The organism is Bacteroides caecigallinarum (assembly GCF_016902295.1).
Lineage (GTDB): Bacteria > Bacteroidota > Bacteroidia > Bacteroidales > Bacteroidaceae > Phocaeicola > Phocaeicola caecigallinarum_A.
On sequence record NZ_JACJLQ010000011.1, the window covers coordinates 1 to 18380 of the forward strand.

Annotated in this window: 12 protein-coding genes; 4 read left to right on the forward strand and 8 right to left on the reverse strand. The window is 42.2% G+C overall.

All coding sequences use genetic code 11. The annotated features are described in order from the left end of the window. Positions 1-117: 117 nt before the first annotated feature. Genes H6A27_RS05095 through H6A27_RS05105 form a run of 3 tightly spaced genes read left to right on the forward strand, consistent with a single transcriptional unit; the run spans position 118 to position 5931 of the window. Positions 118-909 (forward strand): hypothetical protein, encoded by a 792-nt coding sequence (locus tag H6A27_RS05095; protein ID WP_204507935.1) that lies wholly within the window; start codon positions 118-120, stop codon positions 907-909. Beyond that, positions 909-5186 (forward strand): AAA domain-containing protein, encoded by a 4278-nt coding sequence (locus H6A27_RS05100; protein WP_204507936.1) that lies wholly within the window; start codon positions 909-911, stop codon positions 5184-5186. The genes H6A27_RS05095 and H6A27_RS05100 overlap by 1 nt, the downstream gene beginning before the upstream one ends. A 4-nt stretch (positions 5187-5190) precedes the next feature. Continuing rightward, positions 5191-5931, forward strand: coding sequence for an SDR family NAD(P)-dependent oxidoreductase (locus H6A27_RS05105; protein ID WP_204507937.1), 741 nt, complete (start codon positions 5191-5193; stop codon positions 5929-5931). 1 nt (position 5932) lies between these two features. Here the strand turns inward: H6A27_RS05105 and H6A27_RS05110 are convergent, their stop codons facing one another. The 8 genes from H6A27_RS05110 to H6A27_RS05145 all read right to left on the reverse strand — a co-directional run bounded on the left by H6A27_RS05110 (position 5933) and on the right by H6A27_RS05145 (position 15496). Next, positions 5933-7300, reverse strand: coding sequence for an MATE family efflux transporter (locus H6A27_RS05110; protein WP_204507938.1), 1368 nt, complete (start codon positions 7298-7300; stop codon positions 5933-5935). A gap of 207 nt (positions 7301-7507) precedes the next feature. Continuing rightward, a complete protein-coding gene (locus H6A27_RS05115) occupies positions 7508-9253 on the reverse strand; it encodes a phospho-sugar mutase (protein WP_204507939.1) in 1746 nt (581 codons plus the stop codon). A 183-nt stretch (positions 9254-9436) separates the two neighbouring features. Continuing rightward, positions 9437-11002, reverse strand: a complete 1566-nt coding sequence (locus H6A27_RS05120; RefSeq protein ID WP_204507940.1) for an ATP-binding protein — start codon at positions 11000-11002, stop codon at positions 9437-9439. A gap of 303 nt (positions 11003-11305) precedes the next feature. Then, the gene (locus H6A27_RS05125) at positions 11306-12670 is read right to left on the reverse strand and encodes a PFL family protein (RefSeq protein ID WP_204507941.1); all 1365 of its coding nucleotides are present in this window, start codon (positions 12668-12670) and stop codon (positions 11306-11308) included. Between the two features lie 27 nt (positions 12671-12697). Next, positions 12698-12970, reverse strand: a complete 273-nt coding sequence (locus H6A27_RS05130; protein ID WP_204507942.1) for an ACT domain-containing protein — start codon at positions 12968-12970, stop codon at positions 12698-12700. Between the two features lie 89 nt (positions 12971-13059). Next, a complete protein-coding gene (gene mazG / locus H6A27_RS05135; RefSeq protein ID WP_204507983.1) occupies positions 13060-13848 on the reverse strand; it encodes a nucleoside triphosphate pyrophosphohydrolase in 789 nt (262 codons plus the stop codon). 14 nt (positions 13849-13862) lie between these two features. Next, positions 13863-14765: a LysR substrate-binding domain-containing protein gene (locus tag H6A27_RS05140; protein ID WP_204391085.1), complete on the reverse strand. Its 903-nt coding sequence runs from the start codon at positions 14763-14765 to the stop codon at positions 13863-13865. A 149-nt stretch (positions 14766-14914) separates the two neighbouring features. Next, a complete protein-coding gene (locus H6A27_RS05145; protein WP_204391087.1) occupies positions 14915-15496 on the reverse strand; it encodes a DUF6621 family protein in 582 nt (193 codons plus the stop codon). 261 nt (positions 15497-15757) lie between these two features. Here H6A27_RS05145 and clpB point away from each other — a divergent pair, with 261 nt between their 5' ends. Continuing rightward, complete coding sequence (clpB, locus tag H6A27_RS05150; protein WP_204391099.1) at positions 15758-18346, forward strand: ATP-dependent chaperone ClpB; 2589 nt, start codon at positions 15758-15760, stop codon at positions 18344-18346. The last annotated feature ends 34 nt before the right edge of the window (positions 18347-18380 follow it).

Consider the following 18380-nt stretch of genomic DNA (forward strand, 5'->3'; position numbering starts at 1 on the left):
GGTTGCTCCTCAGCAGAGCCTACTTCCTCTTAACATCCTGATACAAAGATATAAAACTAAAGTTAATTAATAATGAATTATCCAACTTTGTTTGGATTTTAAATGGAAACGAGAAATATGAAAAGAAATTTATTATCATCTCTGATTGTAATTACAAATATATTATTTACTGTTTTCCTAACTTCATGTGGCGAAAGCTATGCTCCTATAACACTTGTCAGCTCTGACGGAAAGACTCATATAACAAATAACGATACTATATATATCGACGCTTTTACTGAAGGTATGGATTTCAGCATCAGAGGTGGAGACGGGAAATATGTCCTTGAAAACCAGAACAGAGATATTGTAAGATATGAATACAACGGCGAGAAAGTATCACTCATTCCACTCAAGATAGGATATGGAAGTCTGCGTATTACAGATTATGAAAAGAATGAAAGCCGGTTTATCATTAACGTAAAAAATCAGGCACGTATATTCCATGTAAATAATATTTCAACTGAAGTTCTGGGTGGTGATCTGACTCAGAACGAGACAAAGGTTATTGAAGAAAACATTATTGAAAGCGCAATAATGAAGGTCAGTGGTTCTATTGAGTTTACATATACTGTAGAAGAAATGAACGGAGGTAATGTAACAATATATCAGCAAGAAGGTGGAAATGCAGTAACAGGGATATTCAGTCAAAATGAATCATTCGACTCTGAAAGCGGAAACAAGATATTAAGTTTCGAAATATCACTAGCTGGTTATAATAAAATTAAAATGGATCTGATTGAGAAAACAGAAAATAACTATACCTATAAAGTTCTTAGACATGATGTGACTGAAACATATCAGAGTCAGTATCCTAAACTCGAGAAAGCAACAATTGAATATATTTTAGCCGATACAACAGATAACTGATGACTAACAGACCGGAACACATCGACATACAGTCATCTGATTTTTTCCAGAGAATAGAAAAAATACATACTCAGCCCGCAGCGTCGCAAGACAACCTGCGGGCTAAATATATTCTGCTTAAAAAGGTACTGGAACAGGCCTGTTACGAACTGACAACTGGAGTAACCGCATCTTTCGCCAATATGTTCTCAAGACTTGATTTCATCTGTAAGGAAAAGAAAATGACTCCATCGGACAGATATGCCATACAGACCATGAGACGTAACTGTAACTCGGCCTTAGGTGACGATTTCCATCCTGACATGGACGAGTATCTTTACGACCTGAGAGCCATCGTACGATTCATCTCATTGGCTTTCGGAGAGGATATTCCCGCTTCAATTCTTCCACAGATACCTCACTCCAACCGCCCGTACAGCGGTACTCGACTTTCACATATTCCTTACGTCAGAGCCTCGGTAAACAGTTGGAACGAGAACCTTATTTTTGCTTCTACCGACAGCAACGATGACCCTCTGATAGTAATCAATTATGCCAAAGGGGGATACAATGGCGACATAATGTATCTGAACGATTTACTCACGGAAAACATGCAGATAAATCTGCTTAATGTGAAAGTGGATGAAGAAAACCACTATATACCCGAACTGATAATACTACATCCGGATTTCCTTCTCGACATAAGTTCGCTGGCTACATGCTTCAGAGAATACGGACATCACCCGCTGAACTATTTCATGAACCGTATCAAGCCGAAAGCCAATACTCATCATATACTTATGGGTAACCTTGCTGGTATGTTTCTTGATGATTATATAAACGAAAGAAGTACTCAACCTGTGACTTACGCAGAGAGTCTGAAGAAATTCTTTTCAACATCGGCGCTCGATTTCTGTACCTGCCAGATACCGGACAACTTCCATGCAATGGCACAGTCGCAGATGATGAATATCCGCTCTTTTGTAAACGACATTCTTCCACACAGCATACCATCTTTTGACAGAAACAAGGTAATGCTGGAAGCATCGTTTATATGCGAGAAACTTGGCTTGCAGGGACGTGTGGACTTGCTTCAGAAGAATTTTAAAGTACTTATTGAACAAAAGGCCGGTAAGAAGGATGAGTTTAACCGCCGGCATAAGGAAGACCATTTCATACAGATGATGCTCTATCAGGGAGTACTGATGTATAATTTCGGTAAGGCAACCGAAGACATGCAGACATTCCTGCTATATTCCAGATATACAGACGGGCTTATGATAGAACACTTCAGCGAGAAACTTTTCCGCGAAAGTATAAAGCTGAGAAACATGATAGTGTGCAACGAAATGGCTTTCAGCGAAGGGGCGATATCGAAGGTGACAGAAGAACTTGATACTGACCTGCTAAACGAACTGCAACTGCACAACAGATTATGGAACGATTTTCAGGAGCCTGAACTGTATAAGACTATACAGACTCTGAAACATTGTTCGCCACTGGAGAAGGCTTATTTCCAACGTTTCTTCACCTTTATCTCAAAAGAATCCGTACTGTCGCGTACAGGCGGGAACGATGATCCTTCAAGAGGATTTGCATCAGTATGGAACACTACTTTAGCCGAGAAACTTGAAAACGGGAATATTCTTACCGGACTGAAAATCATTGACAAAAGAAAAAGCTCGCCCAATAAAGGTTATGACTTGATAGAGTTAAGCATACCTGTACAGGGAGAGGATTTTCTGCCAAACTTCAGGAAAGGTGACATAGTTATATTCTACCCTTATGAAGACATTCCTGACGTGAGAAACGAAATACTTATGAAAGGTAACATCACTGAAATAACTCACGACAGCGTAACTATCATACTGAGAAACGGACAGCAGAACAAGGATATCATTGGTGGAGAAACTGACAAATTCGCCATCGAACACGATTCTTCGGATATCTCTGCATCTGCAGCCATAAGAGGTTTGTTCTCGTTTCTTTCTGCCAGAGCTGAAAGGAAGGAACTTCTCTTGAGAAGCAGGGAACCGTCGTTAAATAACGAAATAAAGCTGAACGGCAACTACGGACGTTTTGATGAAATCATTCTCAAGGAAAAACAGGCTGAAGACTATTTCCTGCTTGTAGGTCCTCCGGGAACAGGCAAGACTTCGTGTGCATTGAGGTTTATGGTGGAAGAGGCGCTTACTGAAAAGAATACATCCCTGCTGTTATTATCGTACACCAACAGGGCTGTCGATGAGATTTGCAGTATGCTTGTCGATTCAGGAATAGCGTCGGATACATCGTTCATCCGTATTGGGCATGAAATGTCGTGCGACAGAAGATTCGAACCTTTCCTGATGAAAAATCAGTTGGCGGATTGTCCCAAACTGGCTGACATAAAAAAGAAAATTTCTGATACAAGGATTTTTGTAGGAACCACAACTGCCATAAACAACAGACTCAACCTGTTCGATATCAAACATTTCGACATGGCTATAATCGACGAGGCATCTCAGATACTTGAGCCTGACCTTATTGGTATCCTTTCTGCAAGAAGCGGGAACAGCAATGCCATAGATAAGTTTGTTCTGATAGGCGACTACAAGCAATTACCTGCCATCGCACTTCAGAATGCGGAATGCGCAAGAATTACAGATCCTCTTCTTAACGAAATTGGTCTGTACGACTGCAGAAACTCACTGTTCGAGCGATTATACAAACAAAGTTGCGAAAACTTGAAAAGTGTTCTGAGGAAACAGGGACGCATGCATCCTGCCATAGCAGAGTTTCCGAACAACACATTCTACAGCCGCGAGTGTCTGGAATGTGTACCTCTACCTCATCAGGAAGAGGAACTGCCATATTCGAACATACCTGAAAATCCGGATATGATAGAAAAGCTTCTGACATCAAGGAGAATGATTTTCATCACTACCCCTACCCCGGAAAACATATCCGCTCTATCAGACAAGGCAAACATAAACGAGGCAAAAATCATAGCGGCATTACTGAAAAGAATTTACAGTCTTACAGAAAACTATTTTGATGCAGACAAAACTGTAGGAATTATTGTGCCTTACCGTAACCAGATAGCAATGATAAGAAAGGAGATTTCATCGCTCGGTATTCCGGAACTGATGAATATCTCCATCGACACTGTAGAAAGATATCAGGGAAGCCAAAGGGATATTATAATATATTCATTCACCGTGCGAAATACCAGTCAGCTTAATTTCCTGACATCAAACACTTTCCGCGAGGAAGATGCAATTATAGACCGTAAACTGAATGTGGCTATAACACGCGCACGCAAGCAAATGATTATGACAGGAAACCCTGAAGTACTGAGCGCTAACATCACTTTCTACAAACTTATGGAATATATCCGCATGAACAACGGATTTATAGAAACCAATACAGAAGACTTCTGTAACGGCAAATTTACTATCCCCAATTACGACACAGATTGGGAGACTAAAGATGAGTCGTATTCCATAAGTACATATTTCGGACAGACGTTCAAGAGTATTATAGAAAAACCGTTTTTCGAAAATGCTGTCCTATCAGAAATGGATATGGCGCGGGCAAAGGAAATAATATCATACGGCAGAACAGATTTCGCATCATTATCAGGACTGAACGAAGACGAGTATGCTCTATTATTCAACTTTTATCAGATGAGAAAACAATATTCGGCGGCAATGGCAATGTACGAAGATTGTGGAAGCTGGCTGAGGGGCGCAATACGCAATATATCCGGAAGAGTGGTATTCTGCGATATATCATACGAATCGGCAGCTTCAGGATTGGCTTTCATTGACTTATGCAGACAGCTTAACCATACTGATATCTACTATTTAGGTATATATCCTACGGAAGAAATAGGAAAAACAAGCGAAAAGTTCCTGACTTCAGAAAGCTACAGACATGTAAAATGGAGCCTGCATCCACGAATAACATCTGTCAGTGACGGCTTCTGGAAAGCACATTCAGTACTTCCTGAACTTGTAATTTTCAACATGTCAAATATAATGGGCAGTATATCACCCACAGAAGCCAAACATCTCGCCATGCACATTAACCAGCTTATGCATGCCCGTCCGATGAACCACTACATAACCATATACAGGGATGATGCCGGAAATATGGCAAACAGAAATGCTTATATGGCTTTCTGCAGTAATCTGGACAGGAATTTTGTAAGCCTGAACGAACGGATGCCTATGCTGACGAGATACTACCTCGGGAAGAATGCTAACATACCAGAATACAAGGAGTTTATTTACGAAATAAAATCAAACAGATAATAACATGATAAACAAGACGAAACGTGCGGTAATTATGGGAGCCACTTCCGGTATAGGTTACGAAGTGGCACGCCTCCTCCTCTCTGAAGGCTGGAAGCTTGGACTGGCCGGACGAAGAGAAGAAAACCTAAGAAAACTGCAATCGGAATTTCCAGGACAGGTTTGCATTAAAGCCATAGACGTGAAAGATGAAGACGCCGGCAACGCACTGTTCTCACTCATAGATGAGCTTGGAGGCATGGATATGTACTTCCACAGTTCCGGTATAGGACATCAGAACGCCAACCTTGATGCAGATATAGAGCTTAATACTCTTGAAACAAACGGAACCGGATTTACAAGAATGGTTGGTGCAGCCTTCAGATATTTCAGAGATAAAGGCAAAGGACACATAGCTGTTATAAGCTCCATTGCCGGCACAAAAGGACTTGGAATAGCACCTGCATATTCTGCTACCAAAAGATTTCAGAATACTTACATTGATGCACTCGAGCAGCTGGCTTCAATGAAGAAACTGGACATCCGATTCACGGATATACGTCCGGGATTTGTTGCCACAAACCTGCTTAATGACGGGAAAAAATACCCGATGCTGATGAAAACAGACTATACGGCAAGACTAATAGTTAAGGCATTGAACAGTAAAAAGAGAATTGCCGTAATAGACTGGAAATACAGAATTTTGGTCTTTTTCTGGAGACTCATTCCACGATGTGTCTGGAAAAGGATGAGTGTAAAGAATTGAATCAGGCTGTCTGCAGAGCCTTTTCCTTCTCAACTATACTGCATAATTTGCGATATACATGCCTGAACGCCGGAAGCAGGAAGGTAACGGCAAACATCCATGCTATAGGATCGCCAAAACAAACTGCCCAATATCCCCACATAGGAACTGCTACCACACTCACCAATATGCGGGCTATCATCTCAGCCAATCCGGAAAGCATAGACAGCTGGGTATAACCGGCTCCCTGAATAGTATATCTGAATATACATACCATACCCAAAAATATGAAGAATGAAGCCGATACATGCAGAAACAATGCTGTGTCGGCCAATACTTCTGTTTCAGAGGCATCGACAAACAGCATCGCTATCTCCTCGGAGAAATTCCACAAAACTAAGTTTACCATTACCACATAAGCCACCGTAAGCATCATGGCAGCCTTCACGCCCTGCCATATTCTCTCCGGTTTTCCTGCTCCGTAGTTCTGTCCGCTGTACGTTGCCATCGCCATACCAAGACTTTCGAGCATACAGAGGAAAAACATCTTTATCCTCATAGCTGCCGTAAATGCTGCCACACATGCTGTTCCCAAAGCATTGTTGGAACTCTGAAGCATTATACTGCCGATGGCTGTTATGGAGAACTGAAGTCCCATAGGTGCACCTATATAGAGCAACTGTTTTGCCAGTTCCGGTCGGAAACGTCTGTCAGCCGGAGCAGTCTTAAGAATATCGAACTTGCGGTACATATACTTATAGCACATCAGTGCCGATACTCCCTGCGAAACTACCGTGGCTATGGCTGCACCGGCAACACCCCACCCCAACACAAGGATACATACCAAATCGAGAACAATATTCAGTACAGTAGATATAAGAAGGAACCAGAACGGAGTCTTACTGTCTCCCAATGCACGTATTATACTAGAAAGAAGATTGTAATAGAAAGTACACGGAATTCCTATAAAAGTAACCAAGAGGTATAGATACGCACCTTCCATGATATTATCAGGTGTCTGCATCCATTTCAAGATATACGCACAAAGCAGACTAGTCACGATAGCTATGGCAACAGACATCACTCCAGCAAGTTTCAGACTGACTGACACAAACCTGCGCATAGTGACATAATCGCGTGCCCCGAATTTCTGAGCTACAGGAATACCGAAACCACCACAACATCCGTTGCAGAAACCAAGGATAAGAAACACAACAGACGTACTTGCACCTACAGATGCCAGTGCATTGATACCAAGAAACTTACCCACGATGGCAGCATCGACAAACGAATATGTCTGCTGAAGCAGATTTCCCAATAAAAGAGGAACTGTGAAATTCAATATTAGAGGCAGAGGAGCCCCTGATGTCATCTCTTTAGACTTTGCCATATATCCTGTACTTTTTACCGGGATGCAAAGGTAATGTATTTTCCACACTCATAGACTTATGGTTATTAGGATTTTAACAAAAAATAAACTGCACCGGACGATATTGTTATCACAATCATCATCCGATGCAGTCTGAGTAATATTCGAGCACTGTTTAAACAGTATTTAAACGGTGTTTAAAAGCCATTTAACTGATTACTAAATTTATCAGATACCAAGAGATTTTTTGACAGCTTCAATCTTTTCTTCAGCATCAGCGCATGCTCCTGCATAGCACTTAGGACAAGCCATTTCACCCTTGATTTCCATATAGAACTTAATCTTAGGTTCTGTTCCTGAAGGACGTACAGAGATCTTGGTTCCGTCTTCTGTGAAGAACTGAAGCACGTTAGATGGTTCCGGCATATCAATGTCTGTTACATTACCGTTGCCGTCTGTTGCCTTAAGAGTCTTGTAATCCTTAACAAGAGCAACCTTAGAACCGCCAAGTTCCTTAGGAGGACATGCACGGAAGTTATCCATCATAGCCTTGATTTCGTCAGCACCGCTCTTACCCGGCTTAGTAACGTTTACAGTCACTTCCTTAGAGAAACCGTATTCTACATAGATTTCCATCAATACATCGTACAATGTCTTGCCCTGGTCTTTAGCCCAAGCACAGATTTCAGCAAGAAGAGTACATGCAGAAACAGCATCTTTATCGCGAACGAAATCTTCAGCAAGGAATCCGTAGCTTTCTTCACCACCACCGATATACTGCTTGATACCTTCGTTCAGGCGAATCTGACGTGCTATCCATTTGAAACCGGTGTAGCAGTCATACATTTCGATATTGTTCTTGTCAGCCACAGCCTTGATAAGTTCAGTAGTAACGATAGTCTTCACAACGAACTCATTACCCTTCATCTTACCCATAGCGATACGGTTCTTGATGATGTAGTACAAGAAAATCAAGCAAGTCTGGTTACCGTTGATAAGCACCCATTCGCCTTCGCTGTTCTTGCAAGCCATACCCACACGGTCAGCGTCAGGGTCGGAAGCCATAACGATATCGGCATCGATGCTCTTTGCAAGGTTGATGGCAAGTGTAAGAGCCTCGGCATTTTCAGGGTTTGGAGATATTACAGTCGGGAAATCACCACTCTTTACCATCTGTTCAGGCACGCAGTGAACATTTTCGAATCCCCACATCTTAAGAGCCTGAGGGATAAGCATCATACCTGTTCCGTGGATAGGAGTATAGACAATCTTGAGGTCTTTCTGACGTTTGATAACTTCTGGGTCGATAGAGATAGAGTGAACTTTTTCCAAGTAAACATCGTCCACATCCTTACCGATAATCTGGATAAGGTCTTTATTGCCTTCGAACTTGATGTCGGCAGCAGAAGAAATCTTGTTTACTTCGTCGATGATACCCTTGTCATGTGGAGCAAGTACCTGTGCGCCATCATCCCAGTAAGCCTTGTAACCGTTGTATTCCTTCGGATTGTGTGAAGCAGTCAGAATGATACCGCTCTGGCAGCCGAGGTGACGGATAGCGAACGACATTTCAGGAGTAGGACGCATATCGTCGAAAAGATATACCTTGATACCGTTTGCTGAGAAGATATTAGCAGAGATTTCAGCAAACAGACGGCTGTTGTTACGGCAATCGTGACCTACAACTACAGAAATATCATTCTTGCCTGCAAAGCATTTGTTAAGATAGTTTGACAAGCCCTGAGTAGCAGCACCAACAGTATAGATGTTCATACGGTTTGAACCTACACCCATGATACCACGCAGACCGCCTGTACCGAATTCAAGGTCTTTATAGAAAGCTTCAATCAAGTCAGTCTTGTCTTCGTTCTCGATCATACGTTTTACTTCTGCCTGAGTTTCAGCATCATATGCTGGAGTCAACCATTTCTGTGCCTTCTCAATACAAAGCTTAATTAATTCTTCGTTTCCCATGATTAGTTGTTATTAAAATGATTATTGATTATATGATTAATTATGCACAAAAATATAAAATGAAAACAAATTATCCTAATGTTTTTTTATCAAATAAGACGTAAGGACAAAAAGAATGACAACTGTAATCAAAATTGGAATAAGACTCTGTTATTATTTCATCAGAATTACAACAAGAAACATCTACTCTACCTTCCATTCCTCTATAGTCCCCGTCTCGGACGAGAATACAGCACCTATCTTATACAGTTTCCGTCTGTCAGACTCATATTCACGGGCATACCCCCTCTCCTCTATCTGACGCATAGCCTCATCGGCGATTCCGTCAAGCTTGAATTCGAATATATAGACATAATCCTGTGTTTCCACTATACAGTCCACACGACCGTGGCTCTGGACCTTCTCAGTATAGACTGTATAGACACTCATAAGGCGCATGATAAGATAGAATGTATAGTGGAAATATCTTCCCTTTTCGCGCTCGTTCTCTTTGCGTCGCATCGTATAGGGAATACTTGCAAAGAAAGCGGTCATACCGGTACGGAAATCATCTATCTCACCTTTTTTCAGTTGTGATACAGCTTTCCTTATCCATGGTGCTGTCTCCATTTTATCGCCAAAATAAGATGAAGCCACCATCGTAAGAAACCCACGTTTTACTTCATTGTTTGGGAAATCAAGCAGGAATGTCATTTCTTCCAAATCGAATTTCTTTATAGTAAGGTAGCCACTCTGATATATCATAGGCAATGGCTGCTCAATGTTGGCTTTGTAGTCTATAAATTCTTCAGAAGAATAATACTTCCCTGTTATCTCGTTCATATTCTCATCATAATGCGACAACAGGCGGATAAGATATGTCGGAGTACCACTCTTGAACCAATAATCATTCATTTCACCTAAATCGAATGCATTAAGCAGACTGAAAGGATTATACACATCTGCCATTCTTTTACTGAAATGATAACCGTCATACTGCGATTTCAGTTTATTCATCATTTCATCATACGAACAACTGTATTCATCAGCCATCTGTTCTATAGGCTTCCTGAAATAACTCTCCAGCTCTTCCTGGGATATACCGCAAAGGGTCTCATACTTGACATGCATACTTATATCCTTGGGCTGATTGAATCCGCTGAAAACACTCACCTGCGAGAACTTCGTTACACCTGTCAGGAATACAAACTGAAGGTACTCATCGGCTCCTTTGAAAGTGGAATAAAAACCTTTCAGGATATTGCGATGTTCTTCCTCCAAATCCTTGTCATAATCCAGAACATCAAGAATAGGCTTGTCATACTCGTCAATAAGTACCACTGCACGGAGACCGTTTTTTTTATAGGCTGCCTCGAGTATTCTCTTGAACCTGAAACCTAAGTTAAGTTCTTCCTCGCCTTTTTCTATTTCGTATAGTTTCTCCCAATCTGTGATATAGCTTAGGATAGCGCTTCTCAATGCGCCTTTAATTGTATATTCTCCACCATTGAAATCAATATGAAATACCGGATACACCTTCCAGTCCTTCTCCAGCGCATCAATCTTCAATCCCCTGAAAAGTTCCTTTCTGCCAAGAAAATAGTTCTTCAGTGTCGATACAAGAAGACTCTTGCCGAAACGGCGCGGACGGCTGAGGAAGTATATTGAGCCTTCCTGCACTAAGCTATATACCATATCAGTCTTATCGACATAAACATAATCGTCCTCTATTATACGGTCAAAGCTCTGTATTCCTATAGGATATTTCATGCAATTCAATTAATAATTAATAATTAAAAGTGGACAAAGGCTATTTTGTGAGTGTCGCACGTCTTTTACAAAGATAATGAAAGTTGAGAGCAGAGACAAATGAAAAACAAAGTTTTTCAAATTTAGACTATGCCGAAACGCATCCTAGCTTATCAAAAGATAGCGCAAACATAATGTAGTACAAAGCAAAAAAAAGCTTTCAGACTTTTAATTCCGAGTTGAAGCTATCTTACGCAAATATAAAAAATGACGAGCCATACTCTTAAAGAGAAAGACTCGTCATCTATACTAAATTATTTCTTTCTAGTTCTTAAAACTATGTATAGGAGCAGGAATACGTCCTCCTCTATTTACGAAAGCATCACAGCTGAAACGGTTAATCGGCATAACCGGAGCATAACCCAAAAGACCTCCGAACTCTACTGTTTCGCCCACTGTCTTTCCCACTACAGGAATTACACGTACCGCTGTAGTCTTCTGGTTTATCATTCCTATGGCTGCCTCATCGGCTATCATACCTGCAATAGAAGTAGCCGGAGTATCGCCAGGAATTGCTATCATGTCAAGTCCCACAGAGCATACACATGTCATGGCTTCCAGCTTCTCTATTGTAAGAGCTCCTGCCACTACAGCATCAATCATTCCCTGGTCTTCACTGACTGGAATAAATGCTCCACTAAGTCCTCCTACGTATGATGACGCCATAACACCGCCTTTCTTAACCTGATCATTAAGCAATGCAAGGGCTGCTGTTGTTCCCGGTGCACCCGGATACTCAAGTCCTATCTCCTGAAGGATTTCAGCCACACTGTCGCCAACAGCAGGTGTTGGTGCCAGCGAAAGGTCGATAATACCGAAAGGAACACCAAGACGATGAGACGCCTCCTGTGCTACAAGCTGACCTACACGTGTAATCTTGAATGCAGTACGCTTGATTGTTTCGCAAAGGACTTCGAAACTTGCTCCACGTATCTGCTCGAGTGCATATTTCACTACTCCAGGGCCACTTACTCCCACGTTTATAACAGCATCGTCTTCAGACACTCCGTGGAATGCACCTGCCATGAACGGATTATCATCAGGAGCATTGCAAAGTACTACGAGTTTGGCGCAACCCAAAGAGTCACGGTCTTTTGTCATCTCTGCAGTTTCCTTTATGATATCTCCCATAAGGCGTACGGCATCCATATTGAGTCCTGTCTTTGTAGAACCTACATTGACAGAGCTGCATATTCTCTCTGTACATGCCAATGCCTTAGGAATAGAACGTATGAACAGTTCGTCGCTATGGCTCATGCCTTTTGATACGATGGCAGAATAACCTCCTATGAAGTTCACTCCCAATTCGGCTGCCACACGGTCCAGAGTCTGAGCTATCTTTACATAATCGTCGGAAGTCTTGCATGCTGCTCCCCCTACAAGGACTATAGGAGTGATGGAAATACGTTTGTTCACGATAGGAATACCGAATTCCTTTGATATTTCCTCGCCTGTACTTACCAGCTTACCGGCAAGACGTGTTATCTTGTTGTATATATTCTGACAAAGGACATCAAGATTTCCGTCGGCACAATCAAGAAGGTTGATACCCATAGTGATGGTGCGGACATCAAGATTTTCCTTTTCTATCATTTTATTGGTTTCAATAACCTCGGATATATTTATCATGAGTTTGTAAGTTTTTGAGTTTGTGAGTTAGATACGATGCATCTTGTCAAAAATTTCCTCTCTCTGACATTTTACCTGAACCCCCATCGTTTCTCCCAGGCTTCCCATCTCTGTTGCGATCTGTTCGAATGGTTTTTCAATAGCTGACATATCTACAATCATCATCATGTTGAAATATTCCTGAACGATAGTCTGAGAGATGTCGAGTATGTTTACATTGTTTTCTGCCAGATATGTACACACTTTGGCTATGATACCTATAGTATCTTTTCCCACTACGGTAATAATTGATTTATTCATCTTTTATCGGTATTAATAACTAATTTAGCGGCAAAGATAGTTAATTGACTTCAAAATGAAAGACCTTGACGGAAAAATCTTGCAAAAATCTACAAGCCTTTACTCTTTGCCTCATTCCACAGTTCGTCCATCTCATTGAGAGTCATTTCATTGAGGTTTCTTCCCGCCTTGATAGTATGTTCCTCTAAATAGTTGAAACGGCGGATGAATTTCTGATTGGTATGCTCAAGCGCATTGTCCGGATTTATCTTATAAAGCCTTGCCGCATTAATAAGACTGAACATTACGTCGCCAAACTCTGCTTCAGCCTTTTCTTTATCCATGCCGCCTACCTCAGCCTCAAACTCGGTGATTTCTTCCTTAACCTTCTTCCATACATCTTCCCTGTCTTCCCAGTCGAAACCAACATTACGAGCCTTATCCTGTATTCGGTATGCCTTTATCAACGAAGGAAGGGCAGCAGGCACTCCACTCAATACTGATTTGTTCCCGTCTTTTTCCTTCAGTTTTATCTGCTCCCAGTTTTCCGAAACCTTCTCTGCCGTATCGGCTTTCACTTCGCCAAACACGTGCGGATGGCGGAATATTAGTTTGTCGCACAGTTTGTCGCATACATCCTTAATATCGAAATCACCAGTCTCGCTGCCAATCTTGGCATAGAACACTACGTGGAGCAATACATCGCCCAATTCTTTGCAAATGTTTTTCTTATCATTCTGAACCAAAGCGTCGCAAAGTTCATAAACTTCTTCTATAGTGTTGGGACGCAGACTCTCATTAGTCTGCTTTCTGTCCCACGGACATTTTTCGCGCAGTTCGTCCAGCACATCAAGCAGACGGCCGAACGCTTTCATCTGTTCTTCTCTTGTACTCATTATTATATATTGTATTTTTATTTGTTTTCTTTACCAAGACTGCTACGTACGAAACGCATGAACAACTGTGCAGCCTCAATCTCCTGACCTTGTGCCGACACAAAGCAGAAATGACGTGTAAACTGAAGCCCAGAAACATCAATCACCCGGAACATTCCTTCGCCCAACTCCTTCACCAAAGCGGCAATTGAGATTATTCCCATGCAATCGCTGCATGCCAGAAATGACTTGATACTCTCGGTACTTCCCAAATGCATTCTCACATTGAGTGACGAAAGTTTCAGACCTTCCTCTGCAAGGACTGTTTCTATAGCATCGAGTGTTCCAGAACCTCTTTCCCTCAGAACAAGTGGGATCTTGCAGAACTCATCAAGGGTTATTTCCTCTACATCGGCTGGAAATGCCGACGAACGTACAACCGGAACGAGTTCATCACAAAGAAACGCCTCGTATTTCAAGTTCGGAGTACGGAACACTCCTTCCACCATACCGAGATCAATAGTATGTTCCGACACGGCATTCTCCACATTACGTGAATTGGTATCGATTAGCGACACTTTTATCTGCGGATATTTCTCAGTAAACTTTGCAAGTATCGGAGGAAGGATATATTGGGCTATTGTTGTACTTGCTCCAAGACGTAGTTCTCCCGCATATTCGTTATTGAGCAAATGCATGTCGTATTCCATCTTGCGATACTCCGTAAGGATACGCTCGCAATGTTCCATCATAACTTTTCCTGCTTCGGTCAGAGTTATCTTGTTGTTCATACGGTCGAACAGACGCACGTGGTACATGCTTTCCAGTTCGTGTACATGCTTTGTCACTGCCGGCTGACTGACAAACAGTTCCTGTGAGGCTTTTGTAAAGCTTAGGTTTTTGGCAACACTGTAAAATACTTTAAGACGGAAATCTGACATGACTATTTTATTTTTTAATGCCGTTTAAATATCTATATGCATTCTGCTGCCGACCATCGTGAGCAGAGCTGCTGACTATCGTGAGCAGAGGTGCCGACCATCGTCGGCAGTGGTGCTGACCATCGTCGGTACCAAGAGCTGTCTAGAAATCACAGCTCTTCCGCTTTTATTCCTAATGACTGAAGGACTGCAAAGCCTAGCATCTCAAAAGAATATACAGCCTCATCCTTTGGAGGGTTCATTCCGAAAAGCGTTATACTGTCTTTTCCTTTTATCTTGTTGAGTGTGGAATGAGTTTTCTGCTGATATGCGTCTTCATCGGCAACAGCTACAACACGTTTCACATCCTTGGATTCGCCTGCCAGCATAAGAGCCTCATTGAACAATTCCTCGCACGTTGCCATATCTGACGGCTGGAAAGAATATATGGAAAATTCGCCAAGCTGACTCTTGAAGGCTACATTATTGAGTTCCTTATCCAAATCGGATGGGGTACAGAACGACATGCGTGGTTCTGCCGAATCATATATAAAAATTACCTGAACGGCATTATCCCCTAATACAACTCCTGCATCAAGCGCCAGACATTCAAGCAATGCAGCCAGATCTGCCTTCGGTAATTCTCTATTTAATATAGGTGAAAAATGTTCGGCCATATCGCGGCCTACTCTATCAAGATATGATGCATCTATAAGCATCACGTTTGGTGCAAATTCTATTTTCTTTTCCATAAAAATTCAATTACCGTGTAAAGATACTAAAAACTTTACAGACAAACTGTCCTAAAAAAGGACAAAATTGCAGTCTTAGGCTCTAAGTATCTGACATTTAGACACATAATCATTAAAAAACAGTTTTGGCAAGAAGTTTGGAGTATTATAAGCGTGATTAAAAACGAAAGGTAAAAACAAGGATAACAACAAGGTATTGGAACAATAGGTAAAAAGATTCTTGGATAACAATAAAGTATAAAATAAGAAAGGAGAATATATATGAATTTCAACAACTTTACAATCAAATCGCAAGAGGCTGTTCAGGAGGCTGTGAACTTGACACAAAGCCGAGGACAGCAGGCCATAGAGCCGGAACATATACTTGCGGGCGTATTGAAGGTGGGCGAAAACGTAACCAACTTCATATTCCAGAAGCTTGGAATAAACGGCCAGCAGGTAGCTACAGTTCTTGACCGTCAGATTGCATCTCTGCCTAAGGTTTCAGGCGGTGAGGCTTATCTGAGCCGCGATACGAACAATGTATTGCAGAAGGCAGTTGAGTACTCAAAAGAGCTTGGCGACGAGTTCGTTTCACTTGAAGCTATACTTCTGGCTTTGCTCAATGTTAAGAGTACAGTGGCAACTATTCTGAAAGATGCCGGAATGACCGACAAGGAATTGCGTGCCGCAATCAGCGAATTAAGACAAGGACAGAAGGTTACTTCACAGTCAAGTGAAGACACATATCAGTCACTTTCAAAGTATGCAATAAACTTGATTGAGGCTGCACGAACAGGTAAGCTGGACCCGGTAATCGGTCGTGACGAGGAAATCAGACGTGTACTTCAGATTTTGAGCCGCCGTACAAAGAACAACCCTATCCTGATAGGTGAACCGGGTACAGGTAAGACAGCCATCGTGGAAGGTCTGGCACAGCGTATCCTGCGTGGTGACGTGCCTGAAAACCTGAAGAACAAACAGTTGTTCTCACTCGATATGGGTGCGCTGGTTGCAGGTGCCAAATACAAAGGTGAGTTTGAAGAAAGACTTAAATCTGTCATCAATGAGGTAACAAAATCAGACGGTAACATAATATTGTTCATCGATGAAATACATACCCTGGTGGGTGCAGGTAAAGGCGAAGGCGCGATGGATGCCGCAAACATCCTTAAACCGGCATTGGCTCGTGGCGAACTTAGAAGTATTGGTGCTACCACACTTGACGAATATCAGAAGTATTTCGAAAAGGATAAGGCCCTTGAACGTCGTTTCCAGACTGTAATGGTTGACGAACCTGATACTCAGAGTTCTATTTCAATCCTTCGTGGTCTGAAGGAAAGATACGAAAACCATCATCAGGTACGTATCAAAGACGAGGCAATCATAGCAGCAGTTGAATTGAGTAACAGGTATATCACAGAACGTTTCTTGCCGGATAAAGCTATCGACCTTATGGATGAGGCAGCAGCAAAACTGCGTATGGAACGTGACTCTTTGCCTGAGGAACTCGACGAGATTGAACGCCGATTGAAACAACTTGAAATCGAGCGTGAGGCTATCAAACGTGAAAAGGATGAAGCCAAACTTGCACAGCTTAACAAGGAGATTGCCGAACTGAAAGAACAAGAGACTTCCTACAAGGCTAAATGGCAAAGCGAGAAGGAACTTGTAAATAAAATTCAGCAGAACAAAAAGGAAATAGAACAACTCAAGTTCGAAGCCGACAAGGCTGAACGTGAGGGTGACTATGGACGTGTAGCTGAAATACGTTACGGCAAGTTACAGGCACTGGAAGCTGAAATCAAGAATATTCAGGAAGACCTGAAACACAAGCAGGGCGACAGCGCCATGATCAAGGAAGAGGTTACTGCAGAAGACATTGCTGATGTGGTATCACGCTGGACCGGAATACCGGTAAGCAAGATGCTGCAAAGCGAACGCGAAAAACTTCTTCATCTGGAAGACGAGTTGCACAAGCGTGTCATAGGTCAGGACGAGGCTATCCAGGCTGTATCCGATGCCGTAAGACGTAGCCGTGCAGGATTGCAGGATCCTAAACGTCCGATAGGCTCATTCATCTTCCTAGGTACAACCGGTGTAGGTAAGACTGAGTTAGCCAAGGCACTGGCAGAATATCTGTTCGATGACGAATCACTGATGACGCGTATAGATATGAGTGAGTATCAGGAGAAACATTCTGTGTCAAGACTTATCGGAGCGCCTCCGGGATACGTTGGTTACGATGAAGGCGGACAGTTGACAGAGGCAGTAAGACGTAAACCTTACTCTGTAGTATTGTTCGACGAAATCGAGAAAGCTCATCCTGACGTGTTCAACATCCTGCTTCAGGTATTGGACGATGGTCGTCTGACAGACAACAAGGGACGTACGGTGAACTTCAAGAATACTATCATCATCATGACTTCAAACTTGGGAAGTTCATACATACAAAGCCAGTTTGAAAAAATCACTCCGATGAATCATGATACGATAGTAGAGGAAACCAAGAACGAAGTGATGAATATGCTGAAAAAGACTATCCGTCCTGAGTTCCTGAACCGTATAGACGAAACTATCATGTTCTTGCCATTGAACAAGAATGAGATAGAACAGATTGTACGTCTGCAGATAAACGGCATTAGAAAGATGCTTGAAGAGAACGGTGTACAGCTCCAGATGACTGACCAGGCTGTCGATTTCATAGCTACAGCAGGTTACGACCCAGAGTTCGGTGCACGTCCTGTGAAACGTGCAATACAGCGTTATCTGCTCAACGACTTGTCAAAGAAACTTCTTTCACAGGAAGTTGACCGCACAAAACCAATCATAGTGGAACGTGGTGGAGACGGATTGAGTTTCCGCAACTGACAATAACAGAAAAAGAGGCCCTCGGGCCTCTTTT